Genomic DNA, 15,125 nt, shown 5'->3' with positions numbered 1-15,125 from the left:
AAGTCTTCCAGAGGGGTGAGGATGAGGCTTCATGATGTCGCTTTTCATGAGCTTAGGGGCATCGTGGAGTATCAGTTGGGGAAGTATGGGAAGGGGTTCATCCTAGTGGATCCTAGGAATTCCTCGAAAACGTGTGCCAAGTGTGGTTATGTGAAGATGGATTTAGCGTTGAGTGATAGGGTTTTTGAGTGCCCCAGGTGTGGTTGGAGGGCTGATAGGGATTATAATTCCGCTCTCAATCATTTGAGGCGTGCAGGGTGGGAGTCGCCCGCAGCGCCCGTGGAGCTCCGCCCACTACCCGTGGTTCACAACTACGGGCAAGGCGGGGCAAGGAAGCGGGAAGCCTCGCCCTTAGGGGCGGGGTAGCTCACGAGGTTCGATCAATATTTTATAAAATGGATGAGGGACCTCGCTCCTTCTAGGGGCTGGGCTCAAGCCTTGACGCGGCGTAATCCAGCAATGGCTAGAATTAGGGAGAGAACCGCGGCCGCCTCAGTGGACATCACTGGGCTATTAATTAAGTATGATGCGGCGTATCCAATTAACCAGCCTAATTGCTGCATTGAGTTCACTATGCCGTAATCCCTAGGCGAGCGCGCCCTAATCCCCTCCAGCGACATTGGTATTATTGATTCCCAGAACCCATAAAACACTGCGAAGATGTAGCTAATGCCGAGTAACCCGATTAGGGAGAACATCACTAGATTAATGGATAAGTAAAGCGGGCCACGGCTCCTGGAGCCCAGGAGGGAGGCAAGCATGCCTATCACCTCGGCTAGAGTAGCGATTACTCCAATACTGGAGTAGTCGAGTCCATACATGACTTTAACCACTAGGTAAACATAGGGCGAGGCCAAAGCTATGGGTATTATCACCAGTAGGGGAGTAATGAGGAGNCTCGCTCCACTGTTTTCATCACTGGCAATGCCGCTCCGTAGCCAAATCAATGGGACAGCGGACATCATGACCGCTAAACCACTGAGGGGGAATACAGCGTTAATTGTGAATGCATTGGCGACCCAACCCCCTAGAGCCGGCATCACTATTGACGGCAAAATAGATATCCCCCACACCCTGGCTATTGTTCCCCGCCCCATGCTGCTCATGTAGGCATAGAAGTTGGGCAGCGATATGAAGAAGAAATAGTAAAGGATTAGGCAAAGCAGTGCCCAGTAAATCGATGAGGCGAATCCAAGCATTACGAGGCCCAGCCCCGAAATGATCATGCCAAGCATCATCACGCGACGAGCCTCAATTACTCGCCCCAACCAAGCCCCAATCACTGGAAGCGGGAGCGCGGCCGCCGTTAAGGAGGCATAGAATAATCCCAGATAGGTCCCGGGAATGAATCTCACGAGGAATATGGATAGGAAGGGGTAATAAGCATAGTAACCAATGCCCCAGAGAGNCCAACTAATCATTATTAGTAACTCGCCTCGCCGCAACTCCACGCACCTTGGCGGGGCGAATCATACTTCCTTGCCTATCCTGTTCCTGGCCACTATTAGCCTCATTATGTTGGCCGCGCCCTCCGCCCCAACATAGTAACTCAGCGCCGAGAGTAGGACGCGGGCCTCCGGTAATTCCTTGAAGTAACTCATGCCGCCGAACCACTTCATGACCTCGAGGGATGCATCCACGGCTAACTCCACGGCGGTCATCTTAGCCATCGCCCCAAGGGTGGCCACCTCCAAAATATCCACTCCGTCCCCCTTTATGAATGCCTTATCGGCGGCCCACACGGCCTTAAACATGAGTAACTCAGCCGCCTCGAGCCTAGTGGCTAGCTCCGCGTACTTGAAGCTAACGCCTTCATACGAGGCTATTGGTTTCCCGAATACCTGCCTCTCCTTTATCCATTTCCTCCCCTCCTCCAGTAACCACTTAGTTGCGCCTATTGAGGCGGCGGCTATCATGGTTCTAGCCAAGTCGAAGCCCTCCATGGCTATCTTGAAGCCCCCATTGACTTCCCCCAATACTTGATTATCGGGAACCTCGAAGTCCTTGAACCGCAGTAGGCCAGTGGGGAGCCCGCGGCGACCTATTTCCTCATAATCATTATACTCAAAGCCGGGGAGAAGCGAGCCGCGCCTCTTAATTAGGGGAAGGAAAACCGTTAATCCCTTGTGCCTCGACTCAATGGGACCCGTTCTACCGATGGTCACGAAGCCGCCCTCCTCCAGGTCATTAACTATGAGGGATATGCCGGTCACGATGTTCTTCTCACCGTTCAGCGCCCACGCATTCCCCTTCCTCTTGGCCTCCAGCTTAAATGAGGCGACATCGCTTCCGCCCTGGGGCTCCGTGCTCGCTATTCCAATGAATGCCTTACCCGTCGAGACCAGGGGGAGGACCTCCTCCTTAACAGCATCGGAGGCGTATCGCTGCACCATGAATGGCCAAGCATTGTTCAGCAAGTAGTAGACGGCGGTGGCGAGCGATGGATCCCCATAAGCCAATTCCTCCGTGGCCAGCGCAACCATGGTGAAGGAACCATCGGCGCCGCCGTACTTAGAATTAAACGGGATCCCGAGGAGACCTACTTCCCCCATTCTTCGAATTATATTGATTAACCCGTACTTACCGTCATCCAATGCAACCCAGTTAGGCTTGACGTATCTCTCCACGAATTCCCTCGCGGATTTCCTGAATAACTCCTCTTCCTGATTAAAGGAGAACTCCATGTGAATTGAGCGATCTATGAGTTATTTAAGCATTGCATTAATTTATCCAAGCCAATCGCCAACATGGCTAGGCCCCCAACATTGAATTGAGTTGAGTATGCAGCAATGGAGTTAGGAGCCCTGGTTTCCTGGTCAGAGCCATCCACTATTATCATGATTTTCCCAGCGCCCTCAACTGCGCTCATTAAATCAGTTGAGGCTTCTCCGCGCCTCTTCAGAACTATTATCTTGTCTGGAACAAGTAAATTAATGGCATCACTTACATCGGGCAGAACAAGGAGCGAGGACGAGTACTTAAGCGCTACCTTAAATGCTTCCCCAATTCCCTGCTGCGCAGCCGCCCCATAAACCCTAGTTAGGACTAGGTTCCGCACGCCGAAGCCGTAAATCATCTTCACGAAATCCAGTAACCTAGTTACGCTCGACACGTTATTCACGACCACCACTATGTCGCACTTCATCAAGAACCAGGAGCATTACACCCTTTTTAACTAATATCTTATTAGGCGGATAATGAGCATCATTATTACCTATGGTAAGCCAAATTGGCGATATAAATGGCATTAATGCCGAAAGCGAAATGTAGTAGAGCGATTCGTAAATGGAGATGTAGGCGCCGATTCCCCTCGGCACCGCTAACCCCCTAAAGCCCAGGTAAGCACCAGCCACATGAATTACCGCCATAACCGCCAGCAGAGCATTGGTAATGCAGCATGAGGGTTGGCCCGAGGCCCCTATATATGCTAAACCCAAGTTACCTAACCCATTATCAGCACCAACAACGCTGTGGGACATCTTCACGGCTAGTATACTACTTAGCCAGGTCATAAGTAGCGTACCCATTAATGAGGGGGTGGGCCTTGGGCCAGGCAATGTGGTTGCTTGGGTTGGTTTAGCGGCAACAAGTACCATAGCCGGCAACCTAACCTTAATAGGGGCTGCCAGCTATAATACTGCAGGCCAGTGAGAAGGGAGGGGCCACGCCTAAGCTACCCCGAGTTCTTGATGTACGGCATACCGGTTATACTGGTTAACGCCCTAATCTACGTGTATCTCAACATTATATGGGCGTGGGAATCTACGTGAGCTGTTAAGTGGACTGACCTCCTCCCCGCCTTGAGGGTTCCCCATCTAGGGGGGTTACCTTATGGATGCCGCTCGGTTGCGATCCACAATAAAGGAAACCTCATCGTTGACGCGACCGAGTTGGCGGCCCTCCTGAGCATGGCATCCCATTCGGACCGCTCCACGAACAAGTTACTGACCTTACCTGTATGGCTTATTCGCGGCAATCGGTTTCCCGGCCGCACTCCGCAACCCATCTTCGGCGCACAAGGCGATCCCCATAATTCACTGGCCAATGCATTCCCATAATCCCTATTTCCCTCCATTTTTGTCAAATAAGATATCGCTCCTAGATGAGGGAATCCTCCATTTTATTTAATTCATCAATTGTATATTCCCGTCTCTTGCCGTTCGGCAAGCTCCTCACTACTATGAAGGGCAATTTGCCTGCATTTAATTCCTCAATCGCTATTTGAATGGGGTCCTGAAGACCCATTGACTTAGCGTCAATTAGGGGCGTGGCGCCCATTGCTAATTGCTTGGCGCGTATAGCTATCATCTTGGCCTTCTCATACTTAGTTAGCCGGGGAGGATACGGTAGAGACTCGTTATCCATAATTAAAAATTGTGGGATTAGATTATTTTAAAAATGTTTCTGCTTAATCCTCCTTAGAGCCCTCGCCGCCCTCTGGACCCTTCTTGCTTCCGCCGCCAACCTTGCTCTGGGATGCAGCTATTATATCATCTATCCTCAGCACCATTATGGATGCCTCGACTGCGCTCTTAATCACTTGCTCCTTAACTATTAATGGGTCATAGACATTCATCTGGCCCATTCTAGTTATCTTTCCACTCAAGACGTCGACCCCGGCATCTATTTCTCCAGCATCATGCCTCTTCCTCAGCTCCGCTATGGCATCAACTGGATCCAGGCCCGCGGTCAGCGCCAGTATAACTGGTATCTGCTCCACTGCCTCGGCGAACTTAAGGACCGCTAGCTGCTCCTTCCCCGGCAGTTTCCTGCCGTACTCCCTCACCTTCCTTGATATCTCCATCTCAAAGGCACCGCCGCCCGGAACTACCTTTGCCTCCCTAAATAAGTCCCTGGCCACGTGAAGCGCATCCTGGAGACTCCTCTCGGTCTCATCAACTATCCTATCCGCGGCGCCCCTCACTAATATGGTGACTGCCTTGGGGTTGGGGCACTGCTCCACGAACACCATCTTCTCCTCTCCTACCTTCCTCTCCTCCACTAAACCAGCGGTTCCAAGGTCCTCCGGCCTAATGTCCTTTATGCTGGTCACTATCCTGGCGCCAGTGGCCTTGGCCAGCTTCTCTATATCGCTCCTCTTCACTCTCCTCACTGCCATTATGCCGGCCTTCGCCAGGAAGTGCTGGGCAGTGTCGTCAATGCCCTTCTGGGCGATGACTACGTTTACGCCGATTGACTTCAATTTATCGACGTAGGACTTCAATATGCTTGTCTCCTCCTCGAGGTAACCCTTTATTTGTTGAGGCGAGGAAACCGATATCTTAGTGGTCCACTCCGGCTTCTCTATCTCCAGCGGCGCATCGAGTAGAGCTATCTTGGCGTTGACGACTCTCTTCGGCATGTCCGGATGAACGACCTCCTTATCCAGCACTATTCCCTGGATTAATTGGGTCTCGTAGAGGCTCTTTCCCTTCTTTTTCTCTACCTTTATCCAGTCAAGGTCTAGGACATACCCGCCGTTAACCTTATCCGCAGCTATCAACGCGGCCTCCACTGCCTTTTGAGCCAAGTAATCCCTGGCCTCGGCCACTACCTTGCTGCTCAAGCTATTCGCGACTACCTTGATTAGCTCCTCCTNCTTGGTTATGTCTATGGGTATAGCGACGCNCTTGGCGGTCTCAAGCGCGTAATCCATGGCCTTCTTGTATCCATCTATGATAATAGATGGGTGAATGCCCTCATCCAGTAGGCTCTCGGCGCTCTCGAGCATTTTGCCCGCCAGAACTACTACAGTTGTTGTTCCGTCGCCGACCTCGGCGTCCTGGGCCTTGGCTATCTCCACGAGCAGTTTAGCGGCTGGGTGTTGGATCTCCATTTCCTTGAGTATCGTGGCTCCATCCCCCGTTATGGTGACGTCGCCGAATGCATCTATAAGTAATTTATCCATTCCCCTCGGTCCAAGGCTGGTTTGGAGGATCTCCGAAACCACCTTAGCGGCCATTATGTTGCTTCTCCTAGCATCTGCTCCAACAGTTCTTTGGCTTCCCTCCTTTAATATCGAGACAGGAACACCTTGAGCTCCCGTCTTAGGTTGCGATTGCTGGGCTGACATAGTTGACATCGTCCAGTAACGGTTCTATATAAACTTTTCTCCCAAGGCAAAAGGCACAATTTTTAAACAGATAAGGCAATCGCCATTCATGAATAAGGAGACGAATGCGTACCTACTCATCTATATACTCAGCGCATCAAGTAACTACTTCTTCGTGAAGGACGGCCTCTCGTATTCTGACCCCCTCACCTTCATGTCGCTCCGATACGCATTGGCCGGCGCATCCCTGGCAATACCCCTCGCCGCCCGGCACAGGCTTGACCCAACCATTGACATAGATATGCTGCTCCTATCCCTCTTCACCGCCGCCAGCACCGGGTTCTGGGCCGTTGGCCTCACCTATGTGGATCCAGGAACATCGGCTGTGCTGAGCTACACGATGCCGTTGTTCGCCGTGCCATTCTCCATGATGATCCTACGCGAGAGGCCCAGCCGCGGAAACGTGATTGGGGTCATTGTTGGGTTCCTTGGAGTCATGGTGTACTACATCTCGTTCCTGGGCAGCGTCGAATTAATTGGAGCGGTCTTCACCGTGATAAACGCCGTGTTCTGGGCTCTTTACAGCGTCTACTTCAGGAAACTGGGGAACAGGGATCCAATTAATGTAGTGGCCATGCAGATGCTGATCAGCTCCATCATGCTGATTATGATTGCCATACCAATGGGGATTAGGATACGCATTGAACCAAAGTTCCTGCTGGATCTAGCTGGAACGGGCCTAGTGGGCGGCTCAGCATTATTCCTCTTCTGGAACCTAATAATCAACGACATGGGCGTGTCAAGGGCTGTCTCAGTGGTTTTCCTGGTCCCAGCCCTAACTATTGTGCTTGATTACTTGGTGCTGGGGAGAGCGCCCACGGTAATTGAGTTAATTGGCGCGGCAATAATGTTCTTGGGGATCTATATAAGCCAGAGGAGGAGCCTCAATATTAAGGGGCCTACTTCATCTCCATGAGGAGCTCAACGAAGCCGGTGCCTATTGGTATGTACTTGCCGGCTATCACGTTCTCCACGACTCCCTTAAACCTCTCCGTCTCTCCCCTAAGGGAGGCCTCAACCAAGTTCTTCACGGTGACCTCGAAGGCGGCCTTGGCGAGCGGACTCTCCTTCATGCCTGCAACTCCATGCCTCCCCACCTGCCTAACCACTCCATCCCACGTCATGACGTCCGCAACCATCATTAAGTGCCTCACATCAACCTCAAGCGATTGGCTTTGGAGGATTTTCTGGATCTCGTTTATTATGGCGCTCCTGGCGGCCTCAATGCCGAGGACCTCGGATATCTCGTGAATATCGTTAGATACAGTTCTCTTGTGATCCACGCCATCCATTAGGAGAACCGCCTCTAGATTAGTGCCCTCCGTTTGAATTATGTACTCCCCCTTCTCCTCAATGACCACGGCCTTCTTAATGCCCTTAATGCCCTTAACCTTCGTCTGCAGTATCCTATCCCTCACCTTCTTCAACTTGCTGNGCTCCGTGGTATCAACCTTANCCAATATAGTGTAGCCATTCACCTCGATCTCGCCGCCCTTGCCCTTAGCCCTATCCAGCACCTTCTTAACATCATTGACGCTTATCCCCTTATNCCTTAATTGCTCCTCGTTCAGCTCTATTATTATCGTCGACGCGATGTAATCGATGCTGACCGCCTTAGCAACATTCTCCACAGTTGTTGATTGAAGCTGCTTAGCCACCTCAAGCGCCTTGTCCCTATCATGGCTAATGGATTCCTGGAGGTACACAGTCATCATGGGCCTCTCCGGCTTCTTTCTGGCATCAATGACCTCAATCAACCTAGGTAATCCGAGCGCCATGGAGAACTCCCTGAGCCCAGCGAAGTGGAATGATCTTAGGATCATTTGGGTAGATGGCTCGCCAACGCTTTGAGCAGTGACGACGCCAATCGCCTCCCCCGGATCCACGACGGCCCTATAATACTCACGCACGAGGAGCCTAAGGGCCTCCTTGAATTGCTCCTCCGTTAATCGAGCATCGCCGGCCTTCGCCAGGAATTCATCAAGCAACTTAGGTGGAAGAACTCGCCTAAGCTTATCCACCCTAGCCCTAATCTCCTCCGCGGATAAGTAAGTTGACATCTCAATAATCATAGATGACGCAGTTTATAAACTTTAACTATATTTAATAAAGAGACGCGTGTGAATCTAAGGGAGTGAACTTAGGGGAATCCCATTAATTGCCCCATTGAATCGCGTCCCTGCTGCAGACGCCTAAGCAGAGACCGCAGCCAATGCACTTACTTGAGCCGATAATTGGGTGACCCGCCTCAACCCCTATCGCTGAGCAACCTAATCTCAAGCAATCCCCACAGGCATCACAATAATCCGTGAGAATCCGGGGGCGGCGCTGAGTCACCTCAATATCCCGCACCCTCACTAGACGCGACTCAAGAGGCGCCAACGCCACGTCGTCACATGAAGTATCCCCCTCCTCTCCAATCACTATTAGCCCCGCTTTCCCCAAGACTTCCCCTAGAAGCCCATTCATTAAGTCCTCCTCCCTCATAACGCCCACTATTGGGCCATAATCATAACCCACCCTAATGGCTTCGTGAACCGCGGCGAGGGGCTTCGAGACAGCCATGTCCGGCACCTCGGCAGCAGTCCGGGGCAGAAACGCTAATGGCCTTGGATTAAAGTTGCCCCTAGCCTTCTCTCCAGTGATCGGCCTCACCATATCGGTCCTCGTTATGACAAGCGGCACCCCCACCTCATTCACTGGATCATATAGTGACTTATAAAGGCAAAGATAAATGAAGTCGGCCGCCGCTATTGGGGATGGCGGGGCGGCGATGCGCGATTGTTGGGGAGGCGAATAGGAGGCGTCCACCCCAAGCGATGCGAGCCTATGGAGGGCCCAATTAATTCTGTCTCCCCGAGCGGAGCGATTAAGCCACCTGTAACTCATTATCCAATTCTTATTAAATACGGGGGGTCTGCGACGCTTCTCCCTGAGCAGCGCGTGGGCATCCCTCATGGATTCCTCATCCATCATGGCAACGTAGGGAACCTCAACGACTTCACTATAATTAATTGCCTCCTTAACAGCATTAATTACAGCCTCGCCCCTAGGCCTCATGCATATTGCTCCCCACGGGCAATCCGCGTCTCCCATAACAATCACGAGAAGCGAGCCACGGATAGGCATGTAGCTGGATCCCCACTGAGCTAAGTCCCCCCCGCTGATTAGCACCGTTGTTCTCAGGTTAAGCGATGAGTCAATGAATCCCCTGAGCAATGCGTCTCCCAATCCATTGCCTAGGGACTCGCTTATTATCATTGAATCAATCATTTACCAACGATTACTGGGACGCATTTAAAAGGGTAGCCAAGGTTATGACCGCGACTGGAATTAACACGCTGCTTCATTTGAGGTTTCTCCTTAAAAACAAATCCATACCCATATGCCATATGGGGAGAATAGCAGGGTTAATGCATGGCGACTCTAGCAGAGGATGAGCCTTACATCGCCACCAAGCCACTGGTGGCTCTGAACTGTGATGCTGCGCCCATGAGCGGTGCCTAATCATGAGGGGTGCCCCCAGTGGTCGGAATCCTCCCCTTCAGGGCGGGGAGCCGTCACTTGGATGGGGGTTCATTGCTCATGGTTTCCGAGAGCCCCTTAAGCACTTTCCCTAGGAGGACCACTAGGTTAAATAGGTCCTCACTGCTTAATTCCTTGAGGGAGGCAATGGCTATTTCCCTATACGCCACATCTATTTCCCTCAGGAACTCCTCGCCCTTCCCCGTTATGCTGATTATATTGATGCGTCTATCCCTCTTGTCCTTGCTGCGGGTCACGAATCCATTCTGCTCTAATCGATCCACGGAGTTAGTGATTGCTGCCTGAGTGACATAAAGCGAGTTAGCCAGCTCAACCATGGGTTTCGCGCCGTCCCTTAAACTCTTCAGTATCCAGAAGTCCAGTATGGTGAGGGAAGTGTTGCCCATCTTCTCGGAGAGCCTCCTATGCAGTAATTTATAGATCTTGACGATGCTCCCATAAACATCCGTCGCGTCCACACCCATTCTAAATCACTCCCCCTAAACAGCTTCCCGAGTCCAGTGTATATATTTCTCGCTTCCCAAAACTGGAGAGCGCATTGATAGGTTCATGTGGAAGAATCGCCGGAAGAGCACCATAAAATGCATCACTATAATTAAATGACAAATCCATACCCCCATATATGGCGAGGAGGAGTTTATTAAAGCTTATCCTGGGGCACCCACATGGTTAGGTTACCCAAGGGGCTCTACGGGATAACTGACACGAGTTACAGGGCGAGGAGTCACGTTGAGGCGGCGAGGATATTCCTGGAGGGCGGGTCCCGGATAATACAGTATAGGAGGAAGAGCGGATCCATTAGGGAGATGATGGAGGAAGCCAAAGCAGTTGGGAGGCTCTGCAGGGAGTATGGCGCAGTGTTCATAGTTGATGATAGGGTGGATGTGGCCATATTATCGGATGCAGATGGGGTTCACGTCGGCGTGGAGGATGCGCCCGTGGCTGAGGTACGGAAGAGGTTCGGGGGATTGATAATTGGGGCAAGCGCAAGCTCAATAAGCGAGGCAATGCAGGGAGAAGCGGGGGGAGCCGATTACTTGGGCGTGGGATCAGTGTTCCCAAGCCCCACGAAGCCCGATTACGAGGTTCTAGGCATAGATGGATTAAGGAGGATAATACAGGCAATACATGTGCCGGCGTATGCAATAGGGGGAATAACGCTGGACAAGGTTCCCCTCATAAAGGAGGCGGGAGCATGGGGCGTCGCAGTCATCTCGGCAGTTCTAGACGCAGAGGATCCAGTTAAGGCGGCTAAGGCATTCACNGAGGCATGGGATGAATGATGACTAGGGCTAAGCCGAGGGCCACACATGTCGCCAACAAATTGATCAATTCATTGGATGCAATTCCCCACCTAATCCTCAAGGCCCTCGTGCCGCAGTGATGCACCTCGTAATCGGTGGTCACGCCGCATTTTGGGCACAAGTACTTGGGTTGAAGGAGGGCGCCGAGGGCGCTGTCCATGACTTCGCCGATATACCCCACGAGCCAGAGAATTGGGTAATTGCTGGGCGGCGATGCCAGCCATACATATGAGGCTGGGAAGGGAAGCAGCGCCGCTGCCCTACTAATTAGGAGGGCCGTCATTATCATGGCGGCCGAGCCGGCGGCCGACCCGAGTTCCCCTAGAATGGTGATGCCGCCCGACGTGCCTGGGGATATCTTGATCCAGGGCTTAATTATTAATCGGGGCTGGGACTTGCTGAGGATGCCTATCTCGCTTGCCCAAGTATCGGCGGATGATGTGGCTATGCTCACCACTAGGAGATCCAGCAACTCATTGCTGGGATGGATCGCTGCAGCCGCGCTGATTATGCCTGGAATAATGCCAACGGCCATTACTTGCCTCGCGGTTCTCCCCTCTAGATCGCTTCCAACGCCGAGGGCCCGCTTCCTCGATGCGCCTAGCCGCGTCACTATGGTGGNTAGGAATAGGAAGATTATGAAGAAGAGGACCGTGAGGGGTCCGCTTAATGAAATCAAGGTGCCGATAAGCACCGCGGCTGGAGCGGCATCTCTCCTAATCACCTTTAACTTAATGGCAGCCAGCGTCAATACAATGGACGCCGTGAAGCCTATCGCGAAGTAGTAGGTAACACACTGCATTGCCCATGCGATTCATGAGGGGATTATAAACTTAAGCTGAAGCCATAAGACAAATGGAAATCATCAAACACACATTAGTAAGTAACGCTTAACAATGGAGATGGATTCAGTATGAATATAGATTAGCTGTTAGGCATTGTGTAATGCACTGAATTCATTTCCCAAAGCAGTAGTTAACGAAAAAGATGAATTGCTTTAATTGCTTAATGAGAGAAGGCCCACTTTGAAGGGGGAGCGAAGCCGTTCTTTATCATTTGCTTAAAAGCATTAAAATTGAAGAAACGCCGATTTATTTTTTGATAAAAGAACGACGAAGCCTCGCCTCCCTTCCAGGGACGAGGAGAAGCCTTTAACCGAACCCAGCAATACTCCCCATGGCATCCATCCCCTAATCATTTCATCACTAAATAATGACTAATGGAAATAGGGTGCCAACCGATTGTCCCTGTTATGTATGAAACTTTCAGATTATCGGGTGCCATTCCTTGTGCGCAGTGGTCCCAGCTCACACCAATCCACTCAATAACCCACCATACATAATTGAGGTGGAGGAGCCAAGCACTTATATTTTGGGTTTATGCCTATGTATGGTTATGGTTTCTCTTTTATTGCGTGTCCAATTAATGGTAACGCATATATAAATATTGCTAAACAATCCCATCAATGAAATCCCGCAACCCCTAATTCCAACTCCATTGACTCAAAGCCGGCGAGACCGATTCCCCAATAGAAAATGATACATTAAGCGTGTCTTAGTGGGGGGAAGTATCTAGCCTTGATTACTTAATCAATTAAATTGCACTGCCGAACTTAATAGCCTAGAAATAGCTCGATTAATCCGGGCCCCTTAGTGCAGGGATGAGATTAGTTGGTTTATGTTTTGGAGATGGGTTAATGCTTTCTTCAGCTTTGTAATTGAGTTATTTATATCGTGCCGCTCGAAATCGCTTTGCGCCTCATTCACCAGCTTCCTTAATTCATTAAGTGAGTCTATTATTGATGGAGAAATAATGGGGGACCCAGCACGCGAGTACTGAGTTGAAAGGACTGTGAGCGAATCAATTATTGTCATCAATACCTTTAGGTAGGAGTTGAACATGTAGGTGAACATATTCATGTAGGGTGCCATTGCCCCTCTCTCCCTCTGGATGAGGTCGCTGCCCAAGTATTGGCTCCAAACTATTATGCCGTTCACTATCTGGATAGATATATTCAATTGCTGGGAAATAATGCCAATTATCACGTCATTACTTACCGGCATTACTAGAGCCCCTCCCCCACTAATTTAAGGTATTCCGTAAACATGATGGAGAAGGAGAAGAGGCAGCCCCAATATTCCCACGCTTAACTGTTAATGAATTTAAGGGGGCAACTAGGATGAAAGCTTCTCGGCCCTAATATAATTAGCGCTCATTATGATTGCTCCGGCATTCTTAGCGGCATTAACTATATCCCCCAGCCTACCCTTATTGGCTGGATAAATGAGGAGCGCGCGGCCAGTTACTTCCCCTGGATTAGTATAGGCATGAACGAGGAGCGGCACTTCCCCATTTGCTGTGGACACCGCCTGAAGAACCCTGGCTAACGCCCCTATCTCGCGACTCAGCGCCACATCAAGCACGTAAATGCCTCCCGTCGATATCGCTAATTGATAAACCCTGTGAAAAACCTTCTCGGCGTTCTCCAGGGACCTCACTATATCGCTCATGACATAATTATAACACTGCGCCTAATAAACCTTTCATCAATTATAGACATAGACAACCGTAAACTACTCGCCCTTATGCGATAAGAACTACAAACCTTGCCTTTTAAGGCCTAGGTATTTCATGCCCTAGTGTTGAGGGGATTAGTTAGCTTCCCTGATCAATCTCTAGGGGGCGGGGGTCGACTACCCACAATACCAAGGGAAGGAGTAGCACCCATGAATGGGGGCGTAACCCTCAAGACCTCGGGGAACCCCCACCCTAAAGGTGGGGAGGAGGTCAGTTCCCGATTCACCACGTACGTGATATGAGCGATGCCGAGGAGTTCCTGAAGAGCGAGGAGGGGGCCGTTGGGTACCTCGTTGTGGTGCTTAATTCAATAGTTGGATTGCTGGATCCCATATTGATGAGCGGTAAGCCCGTCGTGGTTATAGGCGAGGCATATAGCGGCGCTGGGGAGGCGCTTCTTGGTTCTCTCCATCCTGGTCGTCGCGTGATCACGGTATTCACGAGGAACCCAGCGGGGAAGGAAGCAATCAGTAGAGTTAAGCATCTCTTGGCCCTGGATAAATTGAGGAATAGTAAGGTACTCTTCATAGTCTCTCCCAGCACTAAGTCCCACGTGACTTGGCAATTCCCCCTCAGCACGGATCTTTACTCCGTGTTTAGAAGCATTAATGCAATAACTGGAGTAATGCCCATAATAATTGATGCCGAGGAGTTCCGCTTGAAGTACTTTAACCGCGTTAATGAGGATGAAGCAAGAATCGTGGCCGATAAGTGGTTGAGGGGCGCTGAATCCATTAAGGAACCTGACTTAAGAAGTGATTAACTCCGCTAAGCTGTACCTAGCTATGAGAGAGGCCGCCCGAGAGATGGGGGTTAATGCCGTGGCCGTGGACTGCATAGTTCTCTACAACACGGGCCTATTGCGGGCTTGGCCCTGCCTCGGCTACATGCAGCTCTGGTATGATGGAATAATCCCGATATGTGAGGCCGATGCGTACTCAATGGTTCCCATACTGATCGGGAAGTACCTACTGGGGAGAAATGGGTTCGTGGTTAATGTGGGCATGGATTCGGAGACGGGGGAATTCATCTATCATCATTGCTATGCACCAACTAANCCGCATGGCGGCGATAAACCGGAGACCAGCTACATCATAACCACGGCTCACCTCGGTTCCAAGCATGCCTCGATTCACGTTAAGTTGCCCACTAATGAGAAAGTAACGGTGGTCGGCTTCAATCCCGAGGAGAGGCAATTATATATTCATGTGTCCCACGCATCCATGAATGAGTATAGGGCCGAGGCCTGCTCAACCAAGTTAGTTGCCAAGGATAATGTGGAGAAAGTAGTTGGGAGCTGGAGGAGGCGGAGCGGGTGGCATAGAGTGGTGCTTTACGGCGATAATGGGAAGGAATTAAAGGAATTCGCTGCCCTATTGGGATTAACCATCATCGATGAGAATGGGGAGGGATCGCTTGCCTCCGTCGGCGATAAGGAACTGCCTGGAAACGTTTATTAATGGGTTATTGAATATTAATGAAAATGGGCGATATCGCCGGCGTCCTCAGCCAGGATTTTCATTAATATTCAATAACCCATTAATAAACGTTTCCAGGCAGTTCCTTATCGCCGACGGAGGCAAGCG

Annotated in this window: 19 protein-coding genes; 6 read left to right on the top strand and 13 right to left on the bottom strand. The window is 50.9% G+C overall.

The genetic code is table 11. The features are described 5' to 3' along the window. Window positions 1-15 precede the first annotated feature (15 nt). Window positions 16-366: a hypothetical protein gene (locus AT710_06300; GenBank protein ID KUO91581.1), complete on the top strand. Its 351-nt coding sequence runs from the start codon at window positions 16-18 to the stop codon at window positions 364-366. Between the two features lie 65 nt (window positions 367-431). On the opposite strand, the gene AT710_06295 is transcribed toward AT710_06300, so the two are convergent. From AT710_06295 to AT710_06265, 7 genes are all read right to left on the bottom strand, one after another. Beyond that, window positions 432-1,421, bottom strand: coding sequence for a hypothetical protein (locus AT710_06295; protein ID KUO91580.1), 990 nt, complete (start codon window positions 1,419-1,421; stop codon window positions 432-434). A 48-nt stretch (window positions 1,422-1,469) separates the two neighbouring features. Continuing rightward, window positions 1,470-2,684 carry an acyl-CoA dehydrogenase gene (locus tag AT710_06290; protein KUO91579.1) on the bottom strand — a complete coding sequence of 405 codons (1,215 nt, stop codon included), beginning with the start codon at window positions 2,682-2,684 and terminating at the stop codon, window positions 1,470-1,472. Window positions 2,685-2,698: 14 nt separating this feature from the next. Beyond that, window positions 2,699-3,145, bottom strand: a complete 447-nt coding sequence (locus tag AT710_06285; GenBank protein ID KUO91578.1) for a hypothetical protein — start codon at window positions 3,143-3,145, stop codon at window positions 2,699-2,701. Then, the gene (locus tag AT710_06280) at window positions 3,114-3,596 is read right to left on the bottom strand and encodes a hypothetical protein (protein ID KUO91577.1); all 483 of its coding nucleotides are present in this window, start codon (window positions 3,594-3,596) and stop codon (window positions 3,114-3,116) included. The genes AT710_06285 and AT710_06280 overlap by 32 nt, the downstream gene beginning before the upstream one ends. A 233-nt stretch (window positions 3,597-3,829) precedes the next feature. Then, the gene (locus AT710_06275) at window positions 3,830-4,075 is read right to left on the bottom strand and encodes a hypothetical protein (protein KUO91576.1); all 246 of its coding nucleotides are present in this window, start codon (window positions 4,073-4,075) and stop codon (window positions 3,830-3,832) included. A gap of 23 nt (window positions 4,076-4,098) precedes the next feature. Further along, window positions 4,099-4,365 carry a hypothetical protein gene (locus tag AT710_06270; GenBank protein ID KUO91575.1) on the bottom strand — a complete coding sequence of 89 codons (267 nt, stop codon included), beginning with the start codon at window positions 4,363-4,365 and terminating at the stop codon, window positions 4,099-4,101. Between the two features lie 43 nt (window positions 4,366-4,408). Continuing rightward, window positions 4,409-6,073 carry a thermosome subunit gene (locus AT710_06265; protein ID KUO91574.1) on the bottom strand — a complete coding sequence of 555 codons (1,665 nt, stop codon included), beginning with the start codon at window positions 6,071-6,073 and terminating at the stop codon, window positions 4,409-4,411. 88 nt (window positions 6,074-6,161) lie between these two features. On the opposite strand from AT710_06265, the gene AT710_06260 reads away from it, so the two are divergent. Further along, the gene (locus AT710_06260; GenBank protein ID KUO91573.1) at window positions 6,162-7,028 is read left to right on the top strand and encodes a hypothetical protein; all 867 of its coding nucleotides are present in this window, start codon (window positions 6,162-6,164) and stop codon (window positions 7,026-7,028) included. Here AT710_06260 and AT710_06255 read toward each other — a convergent pair. The 3 genes from AT710_06255 to AT710_06245 all read right to left on the bottom strand — a co-directional run bounded on the left by AT710_06255 (window position 7,012) and on the right by AT710_06245 (window position 10,122). Continuing rightward, on the bottom strand, window positions 7,012-8,172 hold the full coding sequence (locus tag AT710_06255) for a DNA-directed RNA polymerase subunit A'' (protein KUO91572.1): 1,161 nt from the start codon (window positions 8,170-8,172) through the stop codon (window positions 7,012-7,014). The genes AT710_06260 and AT710_06255 overlap by 17 nt on opposite strands. Window positions 8,173-8,266: 94 nt before the next feature. Further along, entirely contained in the window at window positions 8,267-9,385 is a 1,119-nt protein-coding gene (locus tag AT710_06250; GenBank protein KUO91571.1) for a hypothetical protein, read from the bottom strand. A gap of 287 nt (window positions 9,386-9,672) precedes the next feature. Next, complete coding sequence (locus AT710_06245) at window positions 9,673-10,122, bottom strand: hypothetical protein (GenBank protein KUO91570.1); 450 nt, start codon at window positions 10,120-10,122, stop codon at window positions 9,673-9,675. 201 nt (window positions 10,123-10,323) lie between these two features. Here AT710_06245 and AT710_06240 point away from each other — a divergent pair, with 201 nt between their 5' ends. Next, window positions 10,324-10,941, top strand: coding sequence for a thiamine-phosphate synthase (locus tag AT710_06240; GenBank protein ID KUO91569.1), 618 nt, complete (start codon window positions 10,324-10,326; stop codon window positions 10,939-10,941). Here AT710_06240 and AT710_06235 read toward each other — a convergent pair. The 3 genes from AT710_06235 to AT710_06225 all read right to left on the bottom strand — a co-directional run bounded on the left by AT710_06235 (window position 10,919) and on the right by AT710_06225 (window position 13,472). Beyond that, the gene (locus AT710_06235; protein KUO91568.1) at window positions 10,919-11,764 is read right to left on the bottom strand and encodes a hypothetical protein; all 846 of its coding nucleotides are present in this window, start codon (window positions 11,762-11,764) and stop codon (window positions 10,919-10,921) included. The genes AT710_06240 and AT710_06235 overlap by 23 nt on opposite strands. Window positions 11,765-12,611: 847 nt before the next feature. Continuing rightward, window positions 12,612-13,025: a hypothetical protein gene (locus tag AT710_06230; protein ID KUO91567.1), complete on the bottom strand. Its 414-nt coding sequence runs from the start codon at window positions 13,023-13,025 to the stop codon at window positions 12,612-12,614. Between the two features lie 111 nt (window positions 13,026-13,136). Further along, the gene (locus tag AT710_06225; GenBank protein KUO91566.1) at window positions 13,137-13,472 is read right to left on the bottom strand and encodes a hypothetical protein; all 336 of its coding nucleotides are present in this window, start codon (window positions 13,470-13,472) and stop codon (window positions 13,137-13,139) included. Window positions 13,473-13,601: 129 nt separating this feature from the next. On the opposite strand from AT710_06225, the gene AT710_06220 reads away from it, so the two are divergent. The 3 genes from AT710_06220 to AT710_06210 are packed head-to-tail and all read left to right on the top strand — an operon-like array spanning window position 13,602 to window position 14,999. Continuing rightward, the gene (locus AT710_06220; GenBank protein ID KUO91565.1) at window positions 13,602-13,781 is read left to right on the top strand and encodes a hypothetical protein; all 180 of its coding nucleotides are present in this window, start codon (window positions 13,602-13,604) and stop codon (window positions 13,779-13,781) included. Continuing rightward, window positions 13,778-14,302, top strand: coding sequence for a hypothetical protein (locus AT710_06215; GenBank protein KUO91564.1), 525 nt, complete (start codon window positions 13,778-13,780; stop codon window positions 14,300-14,302). The genes AT710_06220 and AT710_06215 overlap by 4 nt, the downstream gene beginning before the upstream one ends. Further along, window positions 14,295-14,999, top strand: coding sequence for a hypothetical protein (locus tag AT710_06210; protein ID KUO91563.1), 705 nt, complete (start codon window positions 14,295-14,297; stop codon window positions 14,997-14,999). Before AT710_06215 ends, AT710_06210 begins: the two co-directional genes overlap by 8 nt. Window positions 15,000-15,125: the final 126 nt, after the last annotated feature.

The sequence above is a fragment of the Thermocladium sp. ECH_B genome (assembly GCA_001516585.1).
Lineage (GTDB): Archaea > Thermoproteota > Thermoprotei > Thermoproteales > Thermocladiaceae > Thermocladium.
The sequence above is the reverse complement of the archived record's forward strand: the minus strand, read 5'-3'. Positions and strand labels throughout refer to the sequence as shown.